A 22,998-nucleotide genomic window follows, 5' to 3' on the forward strand; every position below is an offset into this window, starting at 1 on the left:
CGCAAAGAACCTCGCCTTCCAGGCCGAATCCTATTTTTATCTTTCTATCTATTCTGCCAAATTCAATAAACCATGCTGCGAAGCCGTAAATAAGTTACGAAATACAATATTCAGTTCATTATCACGCTGGGCACCGGATATACCGGTATAAGGAAATAACTCCACAGTCTTCGTGCGTATAAAAGCGACTATAGCACGACTCAACACCGCAATCTCCTCCTGCAATGTCTCTCCTACTGCATCCATAACCCAGGTTCTATCCAAAAGATCATATAGATGATTGATCTGTTCAAGAAACGGCACCTCTATATTACCCAACATCTGTGATAAAGCCTTTCCGCATCTTGAGGCCCAAACCTCATCTTTTGAACGAAGTAACAGTTGCTTCTCAAAAAGATGTAAAAACCTTTTGAACATACCGATATAATTGACGGCTAAGGTGCATTCGGCAAAAGTCATAAATGGATAATGAAACAGGGTTCCGTTATGTTTTCTTCTATCCGGAAGCAAGTCAAACGATCGGTTTTCCTCAACCCTTAAATCAGAAATAGAAAAACTATGACTCGCTGTCGTTTCCAAACCAAAAGTATCCCAGTCATAATGGATAAGTACACTGTCCCTATCTACGAAAAAAGATTTATACACAGGCTCGCCCTCCGCATCTGTTACGAGCCTGTTATCTTCATAAATCCAGGCATTCAGCGTAAAGTGGCTAAGATGCGGAGCACCGGTTGCATACTTCCATTGTCCGCTGATGGTATAAGCTCCATCCGGGGTTTTCACCGCCTTTCCATTCACCTGCCCACTCCCTCCGAGGCATACTTTCCGTTCGTTGAACACCGATTTAGCTACATGGGGTTCAATAAATCCAGCAAACATATTTGCCCCGGAACATAACGTTACCGTCCAGCCAAAACCACCATCTTCATACGCTAAGTTTTCCAATAATTCACAGCCTTGACGCAAAGGAAGTTCCAATCCACCATATTCCTTCGGTACCCATATATTGAACCATTTTCGGTCGTAAATCAGTTGTAATTGCTCCTCAGTTAAGGTTTTCAGCTGAATACCGCGCAATAAATTTTCTTTTAGTATCGATATATCCTGTTCGTTAAGCATGTGCATGTCGGGTTGAGGTTTTCATTATTTTTTTCCATTCGAAATAGCCAAAGAAAGCGATAACGAACAGAACGAAGGTGAGCAAAGAGAATAAATAAAGTTCTTTATAAAACAAAAGCGGCACGGCCACAAAGTTACTGATGTTCAGCAATATCCAGTTTTCTAATTTCCGTTTCGCCAAAAGCCACATTCCTGCCCAAGCAGTGCTGCTGACAAAAGCGTCAAGCATAGGGACATCCGAGTCCGTCACATAATGTAAGAACAGAAATAGCAGAACATATCCTCCGACTACGATGGATAATACGACCGTCCAATCCTTCTTACTGGCTCTTGTGATAGAAACAGGTTGTGCATTGGTTCTGTTTTTCCAGTACCACCACCCGTAAACGCTCATGGTGAGGTAATAAAGGTTCAATAATATTTCAGCATACAATTTTGCAGAGTACAGAACGGATATCGTTAGCAAAATCGAGACTATACCGAAAAAATAATTGGAAATTTTGTTCTTTTTGGAAAGCAGCACCTGACAAATACCGCACACAACGGCTATCCGTTCCAACCAGCTGGTTTGCACGAATGCCTCCTGCACTTTCTCTAAGATTTCAAATGTATTCATAAGTGTGTAATTATAAGTAAATACCCACTTATGGAATATGCTATAGACAAGATAGAAAATGTATCCCTACGCCAGCATTACCTGGATCAGGTTCCTCCCGAATGAAACCGGGATTGGGTATATTCTCAGCCTGTAGGAGTTGTTTAAACCTTTGTCATTTAAACAACCTCAGCACCCCATAAGTAATTTTTATTATCCTAATTTTAATGCTTCACTTGAACGACGACGAACCTCTTCACATAAGGCCGGATCATCATTCAGTTTTTTACTCCATGAAGGAATCATTTCACGCAGTTTACGGCGATATTCATCTGATTTCGCACGTTCTGGGAAACAACGTTTCAAAAGACTGATCATAATAGCAACCGAAGTAGATGCTCCTGGTGAAGCCCCCAACAAAGCTGCAATAGATCCGTCCGCACTGGAAACTACCTCTGTACCGAATTCCAAGATACCACCATGCTTAGGGTCTTTTTTAATGACCTGCACACGTTGTCCTGCAATTTCTATTCCCCAATCTTCCAGTTTCGCCGTAGGCATAAACTGCTTCAATGAATCCAACTTGTCGGAAGGACTCTTCATCACCTCCGTAATCAAATATTTGGTCAAATCCAGATTACCCAACCCAGCAGACAGCATCGGACGGATATTCGACAATTTAATGGACGAAGGTAAATCAAAGTAAGAACCGCGTTTTAGGAACTTGGTCGAAAAACCGGCATACGGCCCAAACAACAGCGCTTGCTTACCATCGATATAACGCGTATCCAAATGCGGAACCGACATCGGTGGCGCTCCAACAGAAGCTTTACCATATACTTTGGCATGATGCTGCTTGATGATTTCCTCATTTTTGCAACGCAACCACTGTCCACCTACCGGGAAGCCTCCGAAACCGCGAGCTTCTGGAATACCCGATTTTTCCAATAATAAGATAGAACCTCCACCAGCACCAATAAAAACAAACTTGGCTTTGATTTCACGTTTTTCACCTGTTTTGAGGTCTTTAATCTCTACTTCCCATCTTCCATCATCCTCACGTTCGATATCGCGCACCTCTTGATTCAAAGAAAGCTTGACGTTGTCTTTCGTTTGCAAATGTCTGATCAAATCACGGGTCAACGTACCGAAGTTCACATCTGTACCGATTTCCATACGTGTGGCAGCCATAGCTTCTTCTTCAGGTCTACCATCCATCATTAATGGAATCCATTCTTTCATAATGGCTTTATCCTCTGTGTACACCATGCCTTTGAATAAGGTTTCTTTTTCCATTGCTTCAAAGCGCTTACGCAGGAACTTTACGTCATTTTCACCGAACACGGCACTCATGTGTGGTACCTGACGGATGAATTCAGAAGGATTCTTTAAGATATCCTTTTCCACCAAGTATGTCCAAAACTGCTTGGAAATCTCAAATTGTTCGGCAATATTAATTGCTTTATCAATCTTCACACTTCCATCCGGTTGTTCCGGTGTGTAGTTGAGCTCGCAAAGAGCGGAGTGACCTGTTCCGGCATTGTTCCATGCATCTGAACTTTCAGCAGCAACGACATCCAACCTTTCAACGATTTCGATATCTATATCCGGGCTAAGCTCGTTAATCAGTGTACCCAATGTGGCACTCATGATTCCCGCCCCAATCAGAACAACATCAACTTCGGATTTTTTAGTTTTTTTACCCATGATTTTTGAATTCCGTACAAAATTAATAATCGAAACGGTTTTTGTCGAATGAAAATGTCAAAATTCTTTCATTAAATATAGGAAAATAATAAGTGTCAAAAGATAATCGACTTTCTCTCTTTAAGGTATTTTATCCCCTTCTGATAAATCCGAAATTAAATTGTGATATATGCCGAATATTTAACATTTTTGTTTGAATATAGAATTACAGTACTAATATTGCATAACATGAAATTATTAGAAGGCAAAGTAGCTCTGGTAACAGGAGCATCAAAAGGTATAGGAAGAAAGATCGCTGAAGTATTTGCACAGCACGGGGCAAATGTAGCATTTACATATTTATCGTCCGTTGAAAAAGGCGAGGCTTTAGAAAAAGAGCTTCAGCAATACGGCACAAAAGTAAAAGGATTCCGTTCTGACGCTTCAAAATTTGAAGAAGCAGAGCAATTAATTGACAGCATTGTCGCTGAATTTGGCACATTGGATGTTGTTGTCAACAACGCAGGTATTACTAAAGACGGTCTTTTGATGCGTATGACTGAGGAAAACTGGGATGATGTTATCAATATCAACTTGAAATCTATCTTCAACGTAACCAAAGCTGCCTCAAAAATCATGATGAAAAACCGCAAAGGCTCTTTCATCAATATGAGTTCCGTAGTAGGTGTGCAAGGAAATGCCGGACAAGCCAACTATGCTGCTTCCAAAGCAGGTATCATCGGTTTCTCAAAATCAGTAGCAAAAGAATTAGGTTCACGGAATATCCGTACAAACGTTATTGCTCCTGGTTTTATCCGTACGGAGATGACAGATGTATTGGATCCGAAAGTCGTAGCTGGGTGGGAAGCAAATATCCCGCTGAAACGTGCCGGTGAGCCAGAAGATGTGGCCAATGCTTGCTTGTTTCTGGCTTCAGATCTTTCAACCTACATCAATGGACAGGTTATCCCTGTTGATGGCGGTATGTTGTAAGAAATTGCCCTTTCACCCTTTACACCTTGGCAGGGTTTAAAACCCTGCCAAGGTGGTAAAGGGTTCTTATCAACAAGAACAAATAACTGTAAAAAACAATTTTACAAAACAATATTCTGCTCACCAATAGCAGATTTTTATTTCAGTCTGTTTTTCTGCTCATTTCCCTTATTTATCGTAATTATTTTGTCACAATACCATATTGAAAGCAATAGCCTGCCTAAATATCCTATTTTTACGCCCTTTGGTTCCGGATACTTAATTAAATCTTACAAGTGATAAAACATTAGAGGGGTTGGAATCAAAAATGAGAAAAAGATAAGGTTAAAAAGATAGAATGAGTATAAACACTGTGGCGAACAGACAATATGCAGCCATAACCGGTATTGGCGGTTATGTACCCCAGAGCAAACGCACCAATTATGATTTGGAAAAGGTATGCGATACCTCCGATGAATGGATTGTGAAGCGTACAGGAATCAAAGAGCGTCGTATCTTAGAACACGATCTTGCCACTTCGGATATGGCAGTAAAAGCCATACAGGATTTAGCCCTACAGTATAACAAGAATCTAAGTGATGTCGACGCCTTATTGGTTGCGACCTCTACTCCCGATATGCCTATGCCGGCAACAGCTAATATCATTGCTGAAAAATTAGGTCTACGCAACGTATGGGCATTCGATATGAATGCTGCCTGTTCGGGGTTCCTTTATGCATTAGATATGGCAGCATCTTTGGTCGAGACCGGACGCTATAAAAATGTCTTGGTTGTCGGCGCCGACAATATCAGCCGATATGTCAATATTTATGACCGCTCGACAAATATTCTTTTTGGTGATGGTGCAGGTGTGGTTTGGTTAGAGCCTTCCCAAGAGGGAGGAATCATGGACGCTTACTTAACAAGCAATGGAGGTGGTCGTGAGTTCCTGACTATTGAAGCGGGTGGTTCACTATATCCTATCGAAGCAAATGCTATTGAAACAGAAAGCCGTTATCTTCGTCAAGATGGCAAAACAGTATTCAAACATGCTGTCCAATCCATGAGTGATGCTTGTACGAAAGTGCTTCATCGCAACAATCTACAGATAGCAGATGTAAACTGGTTAGTACCGCATCAGGCTAATCAGCGCATTATTGATGCCGTAGGGCGATCGCTCAATATACCAGAAGGCCGAGCTTTGAGTAATATCGAATATCTGGGCAACACAATTGCTGCCACTATTCCTTTGTGTATATGGCAGAATATCAAGCAGATCAACACTGGCGATTTGATTATGTTGACGGCCTTTGGTGCAGGCTTCTCTTGGGGCGCCAGCTTACTCCGTTGGATGATATAAATTCACCCTTAGAATTTCTGCTGCAGCACTCTATCCTCCCTTAATCCGCACATCATACGCAAAAGACTGTATATCGACCAGTCTAAACGATTGGTGGTGTGCCGATGGATGGAGGATATAATTGTATTCCTGTTCGACGACGACCGAAGGTACTTTGATGATCGAGATATTTTGCAACAGCAGCTTGCTACCGAGTTCTTTGCTCGATAAAGGTGTGGGAATATCTTTCCAATCAGGATGCAAATCCTGTGTGCCGATTTCGTAAATATCTTTTTCTTCAATCTCAAACACAGCCATACTTAAATTCTTGGGGATAAGCACGACTTCCACATTGACCGAATACTCCAATATCGCCAAAGCACGACTCTCGGACGTATAGATACAAGGTATATTGATGTGGTTCCATCGACCACCAAACAACTTAGACCCTGTGCCACTCAAGTCATCGGCATACTGTGTTTTTCCGATTCTATAGACTAACATCCGATACTTAGGAATAAACGCCGTAAGCGATGCGACCAATGATATTTCTCACCTCTTCACGACCGTAATAGCTGTTCATGATATGAATCGGAGCTATCCCGCCCAAAGCGTGATTAGGTGCAGACATCCATTCATTGAAGAGCTCCCGGCTTTCAAACACCTCGTAACCGAATGCATATAAATCCGCAAGGGAAACAATGCGTTCACTGACCTGTTCATTGAATTTTTGATTTCCTTTTTTGTTGATAAGCGTTGCTCTCGTAACGGATAAGGCATCCGCCAAAGTCGGATAATCCAACGAGGCTTCTTTTTTAAAACTCTCCAAGTATCTTTTGGAAATACCTTGCTTGCTGATGTCCATCTTTTGAACAGAGGTCAGTAGATTCAGCGGGATTGTACGGCTACCGGTGTAGTAAGCAGTAGGCGCTTCTTCGACAAGGCCAACCGGGGTTACTTCTGTATCGTATGCTTTGACTTTGTTAGATTTCATGGCTACAAAAGATTAAATTTATACTATCATCAGTACAAATTTAATCTTTTTATTTTGGTTTTTCAAATGAAATCTATTTTTCCTCCCAAAAAATACTCTCCATTGCTATATTGGCTTTTTCGGGGCTGCATACAAACACTCATCAATTTACCCTATTTTTATAAATTCCTGTAGGCGGTTCCTCATTGAGGTCTATTAAATAACCGTTGACAACAGCATAGCGTAGCGTTTCCCCATTGCCCACAAAGAAATTACTGGTACCGCTGATGGTAATCTGTGGTGTAGCTATAAAGCTCTGCTGCGTAAAAGCAACGATAGGTAGATCATGTAACCGTTCCGGTCCTTTGTTGCTTTGAACCCTCACCGCAATGTAACCTTGGCGGAGCAGATCCCAAATCTGTTTTCTATCCAATTGTTCTACCGATTCAAAGGTTTTTTCATAGGTTTTGCCCTGGATAAACCGTAAGCCTTCTGCATCGACATCATCGTAACCGTAAGAATCTTCCAAATCGCCAATATCCTCTATCCTACCTCGCACAAAATAATCGTTGCCCACAGTGATTTCTCCTCTACGCAAAGCAATATCCGTCTTTAACGGTATGTCGGCCGTTCCAATTTCTATATTTCGGATAACCACATCGTGCATCTGCGACGCATTGAATGGAATCTCATCGTATCCTTTAGCATCATATTTTCTATAAGAATCTTGAGCAATTTCTATCAAAGCATTTAATATGATGGCAAAATTCAGTTTTCGGATTTCCTGCTTCTCAGGATCGCCTTTCAACCCTCCAGATTCAATTAACACTGTACTGGCACCCCAACTTTGAAAATTATCACCAAAACCTCTCGGGCTGTAGGTATCATCGTATTTGGCAACCGCATCCGGAATATATTGCTGCAAAAGATTATTAATGCCCACAATAATCTGCATCGCTCCCTTACGCACCTCGTTAACCTCACGCCCTTCATTGTAGGCTGGTGCTAAAAGCGAAATCGTAACAGGATTTTTCGTTCCGGGTACATTATAATAGATATTCTGATCGTGCAGATTAAAACCATAAGACGGTTTGATGGATTGTCCTAATTTTCGCAAAAGCCCGCCTTCTACGGTCTGTCCTTTGCGAGCGTCCCGGTTCAGGTCGATATACTGTGCATTACGACGTGCATAACGCTCTGCTCCATCGGGATTCAACATCGGGATGAAGTGTAGCGTCAATTTATCCTGTAGCAAAGTACGCACCTCATCAAATCCATCATCTTTACTTTCCAAAAAATTGAACAGGTCAAATAACGCCATTGTTGCCGTAGGTTCATCGCCATGCATCTGTGACCAGAGCATCACTACTTTATCACCTTTACCATATTGCAATTTATAAATCGATCTATTTTCAGCAGACTTTCCGACTTCTTCAACCGACAAAGTACCTCTTTCCCGATGTGACTGCACAAGAGAATCTACATCCTGGTGTTTAAAGCGTCGATGAAACAAAGCTGTTTCCTTATAAGTAGTATGTAATGTATTATATTGACTGCTATCTAAAGTCATTGCATCCGAATAATCTTGTTGTTGCTGTGACAAACCCTGACAGGATTGTAAAACCGTGAATAAAATCAAAAAGTAGAATGTATGCTTCATCATACTACAATAACGCCTGTTCCAGAAGTTCTATTGTTCCCTCATCAGCATTCATCCTAACCTGTACGCCTACGGGAAGGATAAACTGATCCCTAATATGGCCTATACGAGCACCCGAAAATGCTGGAATCCCCAAAGGTTTGATATAGTCCGTAAATAGCTGATGCAAATTAAGGGAGCTATACTCCCCCGGTATGGGGTTACAGTCGGTACAATGACCAAAAACAAAACCTTTAATTGAGGATAGAATACCTGTGTTTTTTAATTGACAGAACATACGGTCCAAGCGGGACATATTTTCTCCAATTTCTTCTATAAATAAAATAGCGTCTTTAAAATCAGGTAAATATTCGGAACCACAAAGACCGGTTATTAATGTAAAGTTACCGCCCAACAGGGTGCCTTCGGCAGTTCCTTTATGAATGGTGGTTATACGATTATTATAAGGAATAATGGTATCTGCTGTATCCTCGGGATTAATAAATTTCTGCAATTTGTTATCATAGAATTGTTCTTCAAAAGCTCTCGCCATGCGATTACTCCATTGGCTATTCCCAACAGCTCCGTGAAAACTAACTAAACCAATCTTTGTATAAAAGGCCATGATCAAGGCTGTAATATCACTGTAGCCAAGCAAAACTTTGGGATTACTACGAATAAGGTCATAGTCTAATCTATCCAACAATCTTGAAGCGCCGTTTCCTCCTCGCACACACAGCATACCCTTTACTTCTGGATCAGCGAACATCGCATGTAAGTCTTCAATACGCTCTTCATCTGTTCCCGCTAAATGTCCGTATTGCGTACGAATATACTTCCCTTCTTTCACCTTAAATCCTAAAGCTTCCAACAACTCCTTACTGTGGGCTATATGGTCTTCATTATGCAAAGGCCCAGCCGGTGTAATCAACCCAATAGTATCTCCTTTCTTTAGAACCTTGGGTTTAAGTAAAGGCTTTGACAGTTGCTTGGTATCGAACGACGCAAATGCTCCACTTGTAGAAAGTGCAGCCATGCTTAAGCCAAACATTTTTAAGAAGCTACGTTTGTCCATATTACTTAACGGTTAAACAAAAGACGATGTCCAGTCCCCACTTCTACAATCTTTCCCTCCGTATAAGCCAGCTGTCCGGACACGATAGTGTGGGCAATACTGGAAGAAAAAGTATGCTCTTCAAAAGGTGACCATCCGCATTTGGATAGAATATTCTCCTTCGTTACAGTATAAGGTTTATCAAGATCTACCAAAACCAAATCCGCCCAGTACCCTTCCCGTATAAATCCACGACTTTCAATCTGGAATAGGGTCGCTGTATTGTGTGCAGTTTTCAGCACCAGCTGTTCCAAAGTAAGCTTACCGCCTTTTACCATATCCAGCAACGCCTGTAAAGCATGTTGTACTAATGGGCCTCCCGAAGGTGCTTGTGCATAAGGTTTTTGCTTCTCTTCGAGGGTGTGCGGTGCATGGTCTGTGGCAATCACATCGATATATCCGTCTAACACAGCTTTCAGAATACCATCACGATCGGCTTCTGTCTTCACAGCTGGATTCCACTTGATGAAATTGCCTTTTTCATCATAATCCTTGTCACAGAACCAAAGATGGTGTACACAAGCTTCGGCAGTGATACGTTTTTGTTCCAAAGGCACATCATTTGCAAAGAGGGCAGTCTCCTTTGCCGTAGATATGTGCAGAATATGCAAGCGGGTATTGTGTTTTTTAGCCAGCTCAACTGCTTTAGATGAAGATAGGTAACAAGCTTTTTCTGAACGAATTAAAGGGTGCATAGAAGCTGTTAGGTTTTCTTCGCCATATTTTTCCTTGAAGGCAGCGAGATTACGTTGCACAGTTGCTTCATCCTCACAATGTACGGCAATTAACGTTGGCGCTTGCGCAAAAATATTTTCTAAAGTCTCCTGATTATCCACTAACATATTCCCGGTAGAGGATCCCATGAATATCTTGATACCGCAGACATCACGAGGATTAGTCTTTAGCACCTCATCCAGATTATCATTAGCAGCTCCCATAAAAAAGGAATAGTTTGCTAAAGATTTCTCCGATGCAATAGTGTATTTATCCTCCAATAATTGTTGGGTCAACGTATTCGGCACAGTATTGGGCATCTCCATAAAGGAAGTGGTCCCTCCTGCTACCGCAGCCCGGCTTTCATGCCAGATATCAGCTTTATACGTCAAACCAGGCTCACGGAAATGCACCTGATCATCAATCAGTCCCGGCAAAAGATGTAGACCTTCTGCTTGAATAACCTGATCGGCAGGATGATTGATTTCTTCTGCAATCATCTCAATCCGTCCTTGATTGATATAGACATCAGCTTTCGTAGTTTTTCCTTCGTTGACGACTTGAGCTGATTTGATAAGAATAGACGACATATACTATTGATTAATGTTGATATAGGTCAAAGATAATAGAAAAACTTTAAACCTATAAGGTTTCCAAAACCTTATAGGTTTCACCGCAAAAACAAAGAAAAAGCCCACAATCGGCAGATTGCGGGCTTTTAATTAACCAATTATAAACTTAAATTATGAGAGTATAAATTTACCACTTTCCTATTGGATTACAAAAAATGTTTTATCGGTCCACTTCACCGAGTACAATATCGATAGATCCTAAGATCGCTATCAGGTCTGCTATAAGCTGTCCACGGCCAAGTTCCGGCAACACAGATAAGTTATTAAAACTTGGGCCTCTGGCTTTTACACGTCTGGGAATATCCGTACGTTCTTGCGTGACGAAATGAAACCCAAGTTCTCCTTTCGGGTTTTCTGCCCGAATGTAATATTCTTGCGACTTTAAATTCACCTTCTTCGGCACCAAGGCACGTGGGTCAAAATCCGGTGTTCTTTGAAAGTCTTTCGTAAGCCTATCCAAACATTGTTCAATGATTTTCACCGATTCCTTCACCTCGTCTACACGAACCTTATATCGATCCCAGCAATCTCCCAAAACACCCATTTCGCCTTTTCCTACAGGAATTTCAAAATCAATCTCCGGATAGACAGAATAGGCATCTACTCTACGTAAATCCCATTTTATGCCCGATGCGCGCAACATGGGGCCGCTGCACCCGTAGTTGATAGCCACATCTGCAGGTAATGCACCTATATTCGCCGTACGGGAAATAAAAATCTGATTATTAGAAAGCAAATCATCCAGCTCCACCAATTTAGGCTTAAAATATTCCACAAACTCTTTGCAACGATCCTCAAACCCTACCGGAAGATCATAAAACAGTCCACCAATCCAGATATAATTGTATAACATCCGTGATCCTGAAGCCCATTCCAACATGTTCATGATATGCTCACGATCACGAAAACACCACATAAAAGGTGTAAAAGCTCCAATATCGATGCCATAGGTACCAATGGCAATTAGGTGCGAAGCAATACGGTTCAGCTCACAAACCAATACACGGATGTACTCTATTCGCTTAGGAATGGCTTTATCTATACCCAGCATTCGCTCCACGCCCATTACGAAAGCATGACTATTGTTCATGGAGGCCAAGTAGTCCAACCGATCGGTAAATGGAATGGTCTTCGTGTAATTCATGGATTCCGCATGCTTGTCGAAACAACGGTGCAGGTACCCTAAATGCGGAATAATATCCTTCACCACTTCTCCATCGGTAATCAATTCCAAACGCAAAACCCCATGCGTGGAAGGATGCTGTGGCCCTACATTGATGACCATTTCCTGGGAAGTTACGGAAGCAATTTTCTGATTGTATTTTTCTAAACCTTCGTTATAATTCGGCATCTGTGCAAGCATTATTTAATAGCAATTCCATGATAAGCTTCTGGGTCTTCATAATCCTTACGTAATGGATAACCTTCCCAATCGTCGGGCAGAAGAATACGCCGCAAATCGGGATGACCAGAAAAATAGATACCCACTAAATCAAAAGCTTCCCGCTCATGCCAGTCGGCCGTACGCCATATATCCGCTACCGAGGGTACTTCCGGCAATTGATCCAATGCACGTTCATTCTCGATATTCACTTTTAAGATCAGTTGGGTCTGATAAGGAATCGAAGCTAAATGATATACCACGGAAAAACGGGATTCGGGATAATAATCAACACCGGAAATATTCGACAGAAAATCAAAATAGAAACCTTCCGTATCCCGCAACAGGAAACAGATGTCCTTCAGATAATCTGGGTTCACGACCAAAATCGGTTGCAGACCTTCTTCTACAGCAATAGCGGCTTCTTCACCAAACTGATCTATAATTCTTTTTTTCGCTTGTTCTATCATTGGTTAAGGTGCTAAGCGACGTCTTACCCATTGGCTTCCGTCTTTTAAATATACAATACGGTCATGCAGACGACTACTTCTACCCTGCCAAAATTCTACGCGAACGGGTTTAATAAGATAACCGCCCCAATACACCGGACGAGGTACAGCATCCGTGTCGGCAAATTGTTGTTCAACGTTGTCCACAAGTCTTTCCAACATTTTTCGGTCTTCCAAAACCTGGCTTTGCGGCGATGCAATCGCACCTATTTGGCTGCCTTTAGGCCGTGAAGCAAAATATTCATCGGAATCTTCCGCAGGAAGGCGTTCAACGATACCTTCGATACGCACCTGCCGCTGCAGCTCTGGCCAAAAGAAAAGTGTAGAAACTTTGTTATTCTGTTCCATCGACTGTCCTTTGCGGCTGTTATAATTGGTAAAGAAGCTAAAACCATCGGGCTTGATATCCTTGAGCAATACAATCCGTGAAGAAGGAAATCCCTCTTCACTCCATGTAGATAAAGTCATCGCATTGGGTTCTACCACTTCTGCATGTAAAGCGTCGGCAAACCATCTCTGAAACTGCGCAACTGGATCCGACAGCACGTCGCCTTCGTCCAGACTGAACTTACTATAATCAGCCCGAATAGATGCTATATCTTTGTGAATAATAGACATGACCAATAACTGTTTATTCTTATCGCAAACTTAATCAAAACGTAACGATTAGCTGGATTAAAATGCAAAAAATTGTAATTGTATGTAATTTGTTTTATATTGAAAAAGTATTTATCACGAGTACGCAACAGAGGAATCGTATGTTTAATGCACTCAAACCACAAAAAGGAAGTTTATTGCTCTCCGAACCGTTTATGCTCGACCCAAATTTTGAACGGTCGGTTATCTTATTGTGCGAGCACGATGAAAAAGATGGTACGATGGGCTTCGTCCTAAACCATAAATCCAATCTTACCCTGGCTGATATTCTGCAAGGCGTGGAAAATGATGCATTCCCCCTATATATTGGCGGCCCTGTACAAGTCGATGCGCTGTATTTCATACATCATTGCCCTGATAAAATAGAAAATAGTTACCAGTTGATTGATGATATCTATCTTGGTGGTGACTTTGAACAGGTTATCTTTTTAGTTAATGAGAACCTGATAGAACCGCAGGACATCAAATTTTTCATTGGCTATGCGGGCTGGGAACCAGAACAATTAGAAGGTGAAATACAGGAAAACAGCTGGGCTGTACACAACCGATTTCCCACGGATATATTGCTTCTTGGCGACGGTGAAGACCTTTGGAAACAAGCCCTTATCAGTATGGGGCCAAAATACGCCCACGTTGCCAACTTCCCCAAAAGCCCGGATTTGAATTGAAATAGGAAATTATATAGACTTCCGAAGTTTTAAAACGGCGAAGCTCTCCACACAGTTAAACTTCGGAAGTCTGATACTCCGCTCGTACTCGTTTGCAAACGAGCATGAAAAACATGCACATCCCTCGCAGTGCCTTGACTCAGGCGAGGTTACCGCTATGCTCAAACGAGGACGGGATATTTTTCAATCGAAGGTATAACATATTTCAACAGAACTTCAAAAGGGAGTTTACCCCTCCAATTACCATAATTACTACCCGTAAATACCATTGTTAAGTTATATTCTGGAATCGACATCATATACTGCCCTCCATTCCCTACTGATATTATTTTAAAGTTTTCTATTTAAACCTATAAGGTTTTTCCAGATACGGAGGTGTTCGTGAGCCCCCGTTTTTCTCATGGATATATAACCAAACCTTATAGGTTTTTATTTTAAAGTTTGTAGCTATGTAAGCAGCTGTATAGTCTATTTAAATTTACTTTATCATAACTCGTTGTGCATTATGAAACAGAAGGCATCCTAATTGTCATTCTGAGCTTGTCGACTGCGAATCAGGCGTCAGGGCAAAATACGGACTTGTGGGACTGATGCAACATTGAAGCGACATGTTTATACTTGACAATTTCAGGCTGTGCTTGTCGAGCCTTTTTCACAAAACAACGGGATAGGAGATTTGCCTGGACACATGGGCTATTCCGTCAGAACAGCTAGCCAGTACAATGCAGACGCTAGCGTTTACAGCAAAAGCCCTACCTTTTGCGTTCGAGAAGTTAGCGTGTAGAGCTAAAACGCTAACGTTTTTAATAGAAGCGCTACCTTTTCTGTTGAAAACACTAGGAAATAGGCTTCAAATGCTAACGTTCGCAAAAGAAATACTACCTTCTCTGTCCGAAAAGCCAGAGCGTCTGTTTCAAAAGCTACCACGTCGAAGATAAACGCTACCTTTTTTGTCAGACACGCTAGCGTGTCTGACAAAAAAGGTAGCGTTTGCAACAGAAACTCTAGAGTTTGTTTATTGAAATTTTAAGCTGTTATTCAAGACAAAAACAGTGTTGAATGCAGATTAAACTCAGTTTTTCACCTTAATAATGCTCTCTAAAACCACCTAAAAAATTGTAAAATCGTGCCAAAAAATTTTTCCGACATGCTGAATTTTGGCACATATTTACAATTTTTGACCCGTTGTGCATTTTAAATAATGTTTATTTTTAAATTGTTCAGTTTCAGACCAACGTATCTTCCGGAAGCTTAACTGCAAAAATTGGTGGAGATAGAGATGACTGGGAGAACAAACTTTTTGATAATTTTTATGCAACGTTACTTTGTGAGAAATTTGATATATCACTTATTTGGAATCTTGGGTGTGAATTGAATGACAACATTTTTCCTGACGATTTTAGAGGCATTGAAACTAAAACTTTCGCAAAAAAAATAGCTGACAATGGAATTATCAATGCCTACATCATCGGAAAGGCTTTATCAAACACTGAAATAAAATCACAATATAACAGCTTAGAACTGTCCTTCGCTCGTCCTCGTTTGCAAACGAGTATGAAAAACATGCACATCCCTCGCAGTGCCTCGACTCAGGCGAGGTTACCGCTATGCTCAAACAGGACAAGTTTGGCTCCTCACCCTTAATCTCCCGTCAAAGCCGGGACAGGCTCTCTCCCAAGGAGAGGGAAACCAATTAATTTCCTTGACAGTTAGACAGGTAGCAAACTATACGCTCCCTCTCCTTTGGAGAGGGTTGGGGAGAGGATAATAATGCAAGCATTCTTATCTTGACGCCAAGCGAAAACTTTCTGGGGTCTGGGCGATATAAAAAACTGTCTAATAAAACCCTCCATTTCCCCTCAACACGACTCTCACTAAAAACATTTTTGATGCGTTACCCTGTTTTTAAGTGTCTCGAAATTTGTTGTCCGAACAAAGACAATATCCATACAAATTTTTCTCACACAAATTTGTTAATTTTACCTACATGAACATTTTGAACAAACCTTTCAATACCGTGCATGACACGGCTCCTTTTTCACAGATACAGACCTCCGATTATATTCCCGCATTTGATACAGCTATTGCGGAAACCAAACAGGAAATTGACGCCATTACACATAATTCCGAATCGCCGACTTTCGAGAATACCATTGCTGCAATGGCTTATTCGGGAATGCCGCTGGACCGCATTTCCAATATCTTTTTCAACCTGCATTCGGCAGAAACCAATGACGAGATGGAGCGTATTGCTCAAGAAGTGGCTCCGAAACTGTCCCAGCTGGCAAATGACATCACACTGAACTTTGACCTTTTCAAACGTATTCACGAAGTTTATAATCAAAAGGATAGTCTAAATCTCACCATCGAACAACAAACGCTTTTGGAAAAGTCCTATAAAGATTTTGTCCGCAATGGTGCTTTATTGGACGATGACAAGAAAGAACAGCTCCGCAAAATCGATGCAGAGCTATCGGTGCTTAAATTGAAGTTTGGTGAAAACCTACTTGCCGAAACCAATGCTTACGAACTGCACATCACCGATGAAAGGAACTTAGCCGGATTACCGGAGGGCACTATCGAAGCCGCACGCGGACTGGCACAGGAACAAGGGAAGGATGGCTGGATTTTCACCCTGCATTACCCAAGCTATATCCCCTTCGTGACGTATGCTGTTAATAGAGCATTGCGGAAGGAAGTTGCTTTAGCAGCTGGAAGAAAGGCTTTCCAGGCAAATGAACATAATAACGAAGCAAATATCCTTAAGATTGTAAACCTCCGCCACCAACGGGCACAATTACTTGGATATGATACGCATGCCGACTTCGTGTTGGAGGAACGTATGGCGCAAAGTCCTGCAAAAGTAAAGGCTTTTTTAAACGATCTTCTGGAAAAAGCCAAACCTGCTGCGCTTAAAGAATTTGATGAGCTTACACAATTTGCCAAAGAGTTGGATGGCATTGAGCAGTTAGAAAAATGGGATGGAGCGTATTATACGGAGAAACTAAAGCAGAAAAAATTTCAGTTGGACGACGAGCTACTCAAGCCATATTTCAAGTTGGAAAATGTTTTGTCCGGTGCTTTCCTTGTTGCGGAAAAACTCTTTGGGCTTCATTTCTTAGAAGTAGACAATATTGACAAATATCACCCCGAAGTGCAGACATTTGAGGTGCGTGACGAACAAAATCAGCTTGTTGCTATTTTCTATGCTGACTTTTTTCCGAGAAAAGGAAAACGCAATGGAGCCTGGATGACTTCTTTCAAACCGCAGTACGTTAAAGGCGGCAAGATGGAGCGCCCACATGTATCGATCGTCTGCAACTTCACGCGCCCCACAGCCACCAAACCTTCGCTGTTGACCTTCAACGAAGTCACCACGCTCTTCCACGAGTTCGGACATGCCTTGCACGGTATGCTAGCCAATACGGTCTATCCTACCCTTTCGGGAACTTCGGTATATTGGGATTTTGTAGAACTTCCAAGCCAGATCATGGAAAATTGGTGCTATGAAGAAGAAGCGCTGGCAAGTTTTGCAAAACATTACCAAACCGGCGAAACCATCCCGATGGAATTGGTCGAGAAGATTAAGGAATCAGCATCCTTTATGGAAGGTATGGCCACCTTGCGCCAGCTTAGCTTCGGCCTGTTAGATATACAATGGCATGGACAATCTCCTACGGAAGTCAATGACGTCAAAGTCTTCGAACAGAGGGCCTTTGATTCCACGCAACTCTATCCGGATGTTAAGGAAAATGCCATGAGTCCATCCTTCTCCCATATCTTTGATGGTGGATATGCTTCTGGTTACTACAGTTACAAATGGGCCGAAGTATTGGATGCTGATGCCTTCGATTATTTCAAACAAAATGGCATATTCAACCGGGAAATAGCCGATAAATTCAAAGCCCATATCTTATCACAAGGAGGAACGAAACATCCCATGGAACTGTACATAGATTTCAGAGGGCAAGAACCAACTGTTGATGCACTATTGAAGCGAGCAGGATTACTATAAAAATTAAGATTTTTCTTTTCTTTTTCGATAAAGACATTTAACTTTAATACAAAATAAATTCAATTTATAAAGAATAAATTTATGAGCAAATTTGAAGAAAAAGTAGCTGCATACGTTGCAGAAGCAAAAAAGTTAAATCTATCCATTGACGAGAAGTTATTGACAGCTGTGGCGAAAGGCTTAGGTCCTTCCATCTATAACGCCGATGCAGAGACCATTGCTGCATCCGATCAAGCGGAATTAGACAGAGTGAAGCAAAACTTCTTGGTGAAGAAACTAGGTTTATCTGATGGGCCTGAATTGGACAAAGCTATCGATGAAGTTATTGAGCAAGTTGGTCGCTCCAACAGGAATAAATATAGAGCCATCGTGTATGCACTTTTGGTCAAAAAATTCAAAAAAGAAAGCGTTTACGCATAAAAACAAATATAAGACAGTCGAAAAGATTATCTAAACGATATTGACGTCATTTCGACCAAAGGGAGAAATCTATGGATGAATGGTATTAATTTACCTATTTAACAATAGATTTCTCCTCATTCCTCATCGAAATGATGCATAAATGATGCATAGCTATTTCTTATTCCAACCTAATCTAACTTATGAAAAAAACACTTTACCTCTTTTGCTTTCTATTCTTCTTCTGTTTTGTTTCCACATCTGCACAAAGCCACAAGCTTCTGTTTGAAACACCGTACGGAAATTTCAAGGTACTGTTATACGACTTTACGCCAAATCACCGGGATTTGATACTGAATGCCATCAAAACTGATGTTTATCAAAATGCCTTGTTCAATCGGGTTATTGAGAATTTTGTCGTACAAGGTGGCGAACATGATATAGACATCGAAAAGCGCGAAGCAGCAGATCCTATGGGGCATAAACCACGTCTGTCAGCGGAATTTGACCAACGCGCTTATCACAAAATGGGAGCTTTGGGTGCTGGAAGAGATAATAACCTAGAGAAAGCTTCTTTCCTCAACCAAATCTACTTTGTCGTTGGTAAACCCATCACTGAATCAGAATTAGATGCCCTAGAACAGAAAAAAAAGTTAGTTTACACCGCCGAACAACGTACATACTATTTGCAAAATGGTGGACAGCCGCGGCTGGACAATGATTTTACTGTTTTCGGGGAGGTGTATGAGGGTCTTGATGTTTTAATCAACATGAGCAAAACCAAAACAGATAAGGGCGATTTTCCGATCAAGAAAATCCCTTTTCAAATTACGGAGATTAAGGAATGAAGAATAAACTCTTATTATTGTTAATCGCTTCATTATTCAACATGCAAAGTCATGGGCAAGAAATAGACAAGGCATATTTGGACGAACGTCTGCATGAACACTATCCCAGTCCAGAAGCTCCGGGCATATCGGTACATATCAGTAAGGGGGGAATCCCTATATACAGCTTCCAAAAAGGTCTGGCTTACATAGAAACGCAAGAAAAGATAACGAGAACTACGCGTTTCCGTATGGCTTCCGTCAGTAAACAAGTGACCGCTCGAGCGGTATATCGTCTTGGAGAACACAACAAATTGAATCTGGATCAACCACTTTCCATGTATTTCAGCCACTTGCCTGACAGCTGGCAACAAGTTACTCCCCGCCATTTGTTAACCCATACTTCCGGTATCTGGGATTACGAAGATCTTATTCCTGATGGACAGCAGGCACAATTGACCGATAAGGATGTATTACGGCTCTCCAAGCTGAAAGATCAGCTATACTTCTCCCCTGGTACCCAATTCCGCTACAGCAATACGGGGTATTGTCTACTTGCGCTATTGGTGGAAAAAGTCGCCCAGAAACCCTTTGCCGATTTCGTACAAAAACAGCTCTTTCAACCTATTGGGATTTTAGATGGTTTGGTTTATAATCCGCAATCGGTCATTAAAAATCGTGCATACGGTTATCACCCTACCGGAGATCATTTCCGGTTTGCAGACCAAAGCCTGACCAGTGCTACGCAAGGCGATGGTGGTGTTTACTTTTCTGTGGAGGATTACCATCGGTGGGCATCCGCACGCCTTTTCAACGATTTTGATAATGCGGATTTCCTTAACTCATTCCAAGAAAATGCTATTCCGGTGCATGATGGTATTGCTTACGACCTTGGACTTTTCCTTTTCCGTGACAATAATAGACAACTCCACTTGTTCCATTCCGGCGAATCGACGGGATTCAATAATATTATCTACATAGTTCCCCATCAAGAACTTATCATCAGCATATTTACCAACAGAGACGATCTCGCTATAGCCACAGTTTTTGAAGAAACTGTTCAACATCTGAAACTCCCAAAGGTCGTCCCCGATCATCTGTTTATATGGCTGAATAAGGTATATGCCAATAATTTTTAGAACAACATATAGCCCCAAACAATTTTCTTAAAAACTTCAATGGATAAAATTTGTTCTTCTAATAGGAACGTATTGAAAATAAAAGAAATCGTTATGGAAAACAGTAAAATGCAAGAATGTATCGAAAAATGCTTAGCATGTGCTACCGCTTGTACGCATTGCGCATCAGCTTGTTTACAGGAATCTGAAATCGACATGCTCCGGGAATGCATACAAACAGATCTGGAATGCGCCGCGATTTGTAAAGTAGCCGCTGAGGTCATGTCTTTAAACGGTAAGTCTGTCAGTGAAATTTGTCAAATATGCGCCGCACAGTGCAACCTTTGTGCAGAAGAATGTGAGAAACATGCTGCACACGGCATGGAGCATTGTTTACACTGTGCTAAAGTGTGTCGGGAATGTGCAGAAGCTTGCCTTTCCATGGTATCGGCAGCATAAGATAGATATATTAGGCTGTCTAAAAAGGATAATGCTTTTTGGACAGCCTCATGATTATTTCAATTTTACATATTTTTCAGTAATATGTTGTTTTACACCCAATTCAGGTATTTCTTCCATACCATGTTGGATTAAGGAATCTCCTTTCACTTCTAAGGTAAATGTAAACTGCTTACCTTCCCAAGGTCGATAGCTGCAATATTCTAAATTTTCGATATAGGTCTCACCCTGTAAAGTGTACGTACCAGCTCCACTGACAAATACATTATTCAGGCTGTCTGTACCCTTCGATTTATCATGGTTAAAGAAGGAAAAATACTGTGGGTTGAAAATCTTTATCATCTCCATCTTCGTAGTATCTACGACCAAGTGTATCGTATCTTCTCCCTTAATGGTTATGCTTTCTATCAAGCGGTAATTACCTGTTAAATGCTGAGACTCCTTGACTTGTTGATTTTGACAAGACAGGAACAAAAAAGCAATAGCTCCAAAAATATATATTGTTCTTATCATAAAAAGATGTGTAAAATGTAAAAGCTGTCCTACCTCGACAATCTCAGCATGACAGCTTTTACGCTTTTAATATTAAAACTTATTGTTTATCCCACCAGACACGACCACTTAAATTATCACCTCCTGGTACAGCGGCTGAAGCTGCTTTATAATAAGCGGCATTCGAACCAGCCTCTTCAGCAGTAGGATATGGGAATCGACGAGGGATGGTTCCTTCTGTCGCATTCCCTGGGTAGTTTACAGGAGTTAATATAGGGTAACCTGTTCTACGCCAATTAAACCAAGATTCATAGAAATTCAAAGCTGTATTCTGGTGAATCCAATATTGCTCACTAATTTGCTTAATTCCTCCGGTTAAAGGGTTTGCAGCAACAAAATTATTGGCATCGGTTTCACTAATAGTTAATGCCCCATCATATTGCCCTAGGAACGTAATTCCTGCTTTTAATGCATTGGCATAATGTGTTGACGCATCTCCCCCTATTCCCCATCTTACTGCTGCTTCAGCCAATAACAACTCACTTTCAGCATATGTTAGGATAAAAGTAATCCCATCTCGCTTAATCATACCTGGATGTGGAGAAGAGTAATCTGAAAAGGAAGTATACGAAGGATCTGAGCTGATCGCATATAGTGGGTTGTTGTTTAAATCTTTACCGTTAGGCATCCCCTTCTGTACGGCTGGATCCGTGACAAATGCTGTGTTTTGGTCTTTGTTGCCATCATTCATCCATAGTTGAGTAACTGCAACCTTAATACGTGGATCGTTCGTACTTTTCAATGCATCTATAAACGTATCTGACCACTTTACGTAATAATGTTCCTGTCCACCGTCTCCCAACAAAACTTGGCTATTCCGATTTTGTGTAATACGAGCTCCGGTTTCATCGTGTTTCAAGAAAGCATTATCGGCATTACTACTTAATGTTTTTCCAGCTACTTTTTCTACATAAGATCTTGCTGTTGCATCGTCCACCTTGGTTAGACGCATCGCCAATCGTAGTGTCAAAGAATGACCAAAACGTTGCCATTTCGCAATATCACTACCATATACAACATCCCCTGTAATACGGTCAGCATTTATGTCTAGTGCGGCAGTTGCTTCTTCAACCTCTTTCAATAAATCCATGTAAATATCCTGCTGTTTATCGTATTTCGCAGAAAGATTTTTTTGATAATAACCCTGACCCGCTTCTGAATAAGGTATATCGCCGTATAAGTCTGTAATCCTAGCAAAAATCAACGCCCTCCAAATACGTGCTGCTTGATGTAGGTTCTTATACTGTTCTTTATCACGGGTCAATTCAACAATATCAACAATAGGTTTTACCTGCTCAGCATACGCACGCTCCCAGTAGGCAGAAGTATACCAGGGGGTCAATAAGTACTTATCTCCTGCCCAATAGCTCACTACAGTAGACATCCCCTGCATCATCGTTGCCGAGTAAATCAAATTTGCACGCCACGTCTCGTATGCAAAATCCGTGCTACCCGTATAAGTCAGTTGAGCCGTTGAAAAAGTAAAGTTAGGATCAAAGTTGGTTGGCCCATAATTCACAGGATCTGTATTAATCTCCACAAAATCTTTAGTACAGCTACTCATCGCTGCAATTCCCATCAACAAAGAAAGACTATATATTTTAAATTTATTCCGTTTCATAAAATTCAT

General features: G+C 41.3%; 22 protein-coding genes. 9 read left to right on the plus strand and 13 right to left on the minus strand.

The annotated features are described in order from the left end of the window. Positions 1-48 precede the first annotated feature (48 nt). The 3 genes from BM375_RS04615 to BM375_RS04625 all read right to left on the minus strand — a co-directional run bounded on the left by BM375_RS04615 (position 49) and on the right by BM375_RS04625 (position 3,421). The gene (locus tag BM375_RS04615) at positions 49-1,119 is read right to left on the minus strand and encodes an acyl-CoA dehydrogenase family protein (protein WP_139227494.1); all 1,071 of its coding nucleotides are present in this window, start codon (positions 1,117-1,119) and stop codon (positions 49-51) included. Next, positions 1,112-1,735, minus strand: coding sequence for a nicotinamide riboside transporter PnuC (pnuC, locus tag BM375_RS04620; RefSeq protein ID WP_093363997.1), 624 nt, complete (start codon positions 1,733-1,735; stop codon positions 1,112-1,114). Before pnuC ends, BM375_RS04615 begins: the two co-directional genes overlap by 8 nt. A 192-nt stretch (positions 1,736-1,927) precedes the next feature. Then, positions 1,928-3,421 (minus strand): malate:quinone oxidoreductase, encoded by a 1,494-nt coding sequence (locus tag BM375_RS04625; protein ID WP_093363999.1) that lies wholly within the window; start codon positions 3,419-3,421, stop codon positions 1,928-1,930. 228 nt (positions 3,422-3,649) lie between these two features. On the opposite strand from BM375_RS04625, the gene fabG reads away from it, so the two are divergent. After that, the gene (gene fabG / locus BM375_RS04630; RefSeq protein WP_093364001.1) at positions 3,650-4,393 is read left to right on the plus strand and encodes a 3-oxoacyl-[acyl-carrier-protein] reductase; all 744 of its coding nucleotides are present in this window, start codon (positions 3,650-3,652) and stop codon (positions 4,391-4,393) included. 337 nt (positions 4,394-4,730) lie between these two features. Beyond that, a complete protein-coding gene (locus BM375_RS04635) occupies positions 4,731-5,732 on the plus strand; it encodes a beta-ketoacyl-ACP synthase III (RefSeq protein ID WP_093364002.1) in 1,002 nt (333 codons plus the stop codon). 30 nt (positions 5,733-5,762) lie between these two features. Here the strand turns inward: BM375_RS04635 and BM375_RS04640 are convergent, their stop codons facing one another. From BM375_RS04640 to pdxH, 8 genes are all read right to left on the minus strand, one after another. Beyond that, complete coding sequence (locus BM375_RS04640; protein ID WP_093364004.1) at positions 5,763-6,215, minus strand: RES family NAD+ phosphorylase; 453 nt, start codon at positions 6,213-6,215, stop codon at positions 5,763-5,765. A gap of 7 nt (positions 6,216-6,222) precedes the next feature. After that, positions 6,223-6,705, minus strand: a complete 483-nt coding sequence (parS, locus tag BM375_RS04645) for a type II RES/Xre toxin-antitoxin system antitoxin (RefSeq protein ID WP_093364005.1) — start codon at positions 6,703-6,705, stop codon at positions 6,223-6,225. 142 nt (positions 6,706-6,847) lie between these two features. Beyond that, complete coding sequence (locus BM375_RS04650; protein WP_244525818.1) at positions 6,848-8,347, minus strand: M14 family zinc carboxypeptidase; 1,500 nt, start codon at positions 8,345-8,347, stop codon at positions 6,848-6,850. 1 nt (position 8,348) lies between these two features. Beyond that, positions 8,349-9,398 carry a S66 peptidase family protein gene (locus tag BM375_RS04655; RefSeq protein WP_093364007.1) on the minus strand — a complete coding sequence of 350 codons (1,050 nt, stop codon included), beginning with the start codon at positions 9,396-9,398 and terminating at the stop codon, positions 8,349-8,351. Positions 9,399-9,403: 5 nt separating this feature from the next. Beyond that, positions 9,404-10,741 carry a dihydroorotase gene (locus BM375_RS04660; protein ID WP_093364008.1) on the minus strand — a complete coding sequence of 446 codons (1,338 nt, stop codon included), beginning with the start codon at positions 10,739-10,741 and terminating at the stop codon, positions 9,404-9,406. A 202-nt stretch (positions 10,742-10,943) separates the two neighbouring features. Beyond that, positions 10,944-12,146, minus strand: a complete 1,203-nt coding sequence (locus BM375_RS04665; RefSeq protein WP_244525819.1) for an NADH-quinone oxidoreductase subunit D — start codon at positions 12,144-12,146, stop codon at positions 10,944-10,946. After that, positions 12,146-12,634, minus strand: coding sequence for an NADH-quinone oxidoreductase subunit C (locus tag BM375_RS04670; protein ID WP_093364010.1), 489 nt, complete (start codon positions 12,632-12,634; stop codon positions 12,146-12,148). Before BM375_RS04670 ends, BM375_RS04665 begins: the two co-directional genes overlap by 1 nt. A gap of 3 nt (positions 12,635-12,637) precedes the next feature. Continuing rightward, complete coding sequence (gene pdxH, locus BM375_RS04675) at positions 12,638-13,291, minus strand: pyridoxamine 5'-phosphate oxidase (protein ID WP_093364011.1); 654 nt, start codon at positions 13,289-13,291, stop codon at positions 12,638-12,640. Positions 13,292-13,353: 62 nt separating this feature from the next. Between pdxH and BM375_RS04680 the strand changes: the two genes are divergently transcribed. From BM375_RS04680 to BM375_RS04720, 7 genes are all read left to right on the plus strand, one after another. Continuing rightward, the gene (locus tag BM375_RS04680; RefSeq protein ID WP_244525820.1) at positions 13,354-13,998 is read left to right on the plus strand and encodes a YqgE/AlgH family protein; all 645 of its coding nucleotides are present in this window, start codon (positions 13,354-13,356) and stop codon (positions 13,996-13,998) included. A gap of 1,215 nt (positions 13,999-15,213) precedes the next feature. Next, positions 15,214-15,642, plus strand: a complete 429-nt coding sequence (locus BM375_RS17635; RefSeq protein ID WP_139227497.1) for a DUF3626 domain-containing protein — start codon at positions 15,214-15,216, stop codon at positions 15,640-15,642. A gap of 343 nt (positions 15,643-15,985) precedes the next feature. Then, positions 15,986-18,013 carry a M3 family metallopeptidase gene (locus BM375_RS04700; RefSeq protein ID WP_093364016.1) on the plus strand — a complete coding sequence of 676 codons (2,028 nt, stop codon included), beginning with the start codon at positions 15,986-15,988 and terminating at the stop codon, positions 18,011-18,013. 81 nt (positions 18,014-18,094) lie between these two features. After that, entirely contained in the window at positions 18,095-18,433 is a 339-nt protein-coding gene (locus tag BM375_RS04705; protein WP_093364017.1) for a DUF2853 family protein, read from the plus strand. Between the two features lie 182 nt (positions 18,434-18,615). Next, positions 18,616-19,260, plus strand: a complete 645-nt coding sequence (locus BM375_RS04710) for a peptidylprolyl isomerase (protein ID WP_093364019.1) — start codon at positions 18,616-18,618, stop codon at positions 19,258-19,260. Then, positions 19,257-20,378 (plus strand): serine hydrolase domain-containing protein, encoded by a 1,122-nt coding sequence (locus BM375_RS04715; protein ID WP_093364021.1) that lies wholly within the window; start codon positions 19,257-19,259, stop codon positions 20,376-20,378. Before BM375_RS04710 ends, BM375_RS04715 begins: the two co-directional genes overlap by 4 nt. 93 nt (positions 20,379-20,471) lie before the next feature. After that, the gene (locus BM375_RS04720) at positions 20,472-20,816 is read left to right on the plus strand and encodes a four-helix bundle copper-binding protein (protein ID WP_093364073.1); all 345 of its coding nucleotides are present in this window, start codon (positions 20,472-20,474) and stop codon (positions 20,814-20,816) included. Positions 20,817-20,870: 54 nt separating this feature from the next. On the opposite strand, the gene BM375_RS04725 is transcribed toward BM375_RS04720, so the two are convergent. Next, on the minus strand, positions 20,871-21,329 hold the full coding sequence (locus BM375_RS04725; protein ID WP_170852585.1) for a lipocalin-like domain-containing protein: 459 nt from the start codon (positions 21,327-21,329) through the stop codon (positions 20,871-20,873). Between the two features lie 79 nt (positions 21,330-21,408). Beyond that, positions 21,409-22,989 carry a SusD/RagB family nutrient-binding outer membrane lipoprotein gene (locus BM375_RS04730; RefSeq protein WP_093364076.1) on the minus strand — a complete coding sequence of 527 codons (1,581 nt, stop codon included), beginning with the start codon at positions 22,987-22,989 and terminating at the stop codon, positions 21,409-21,411. Between the last annotated feature and the right edge of the window lie 9 nt (positions 22,990-22,998).

It is taken from the genome of Sphingobacterium wenxiniae (assembly GCF_900116225.1).
Taxonomy (GTDB): domain Bacteria; phylum Bacteroidota; class Bacteroidia; order Sphingobacteriales; family Sphingobacteriaceae; genus Sphingobacterium; species Sphingobacterium wenxiniae.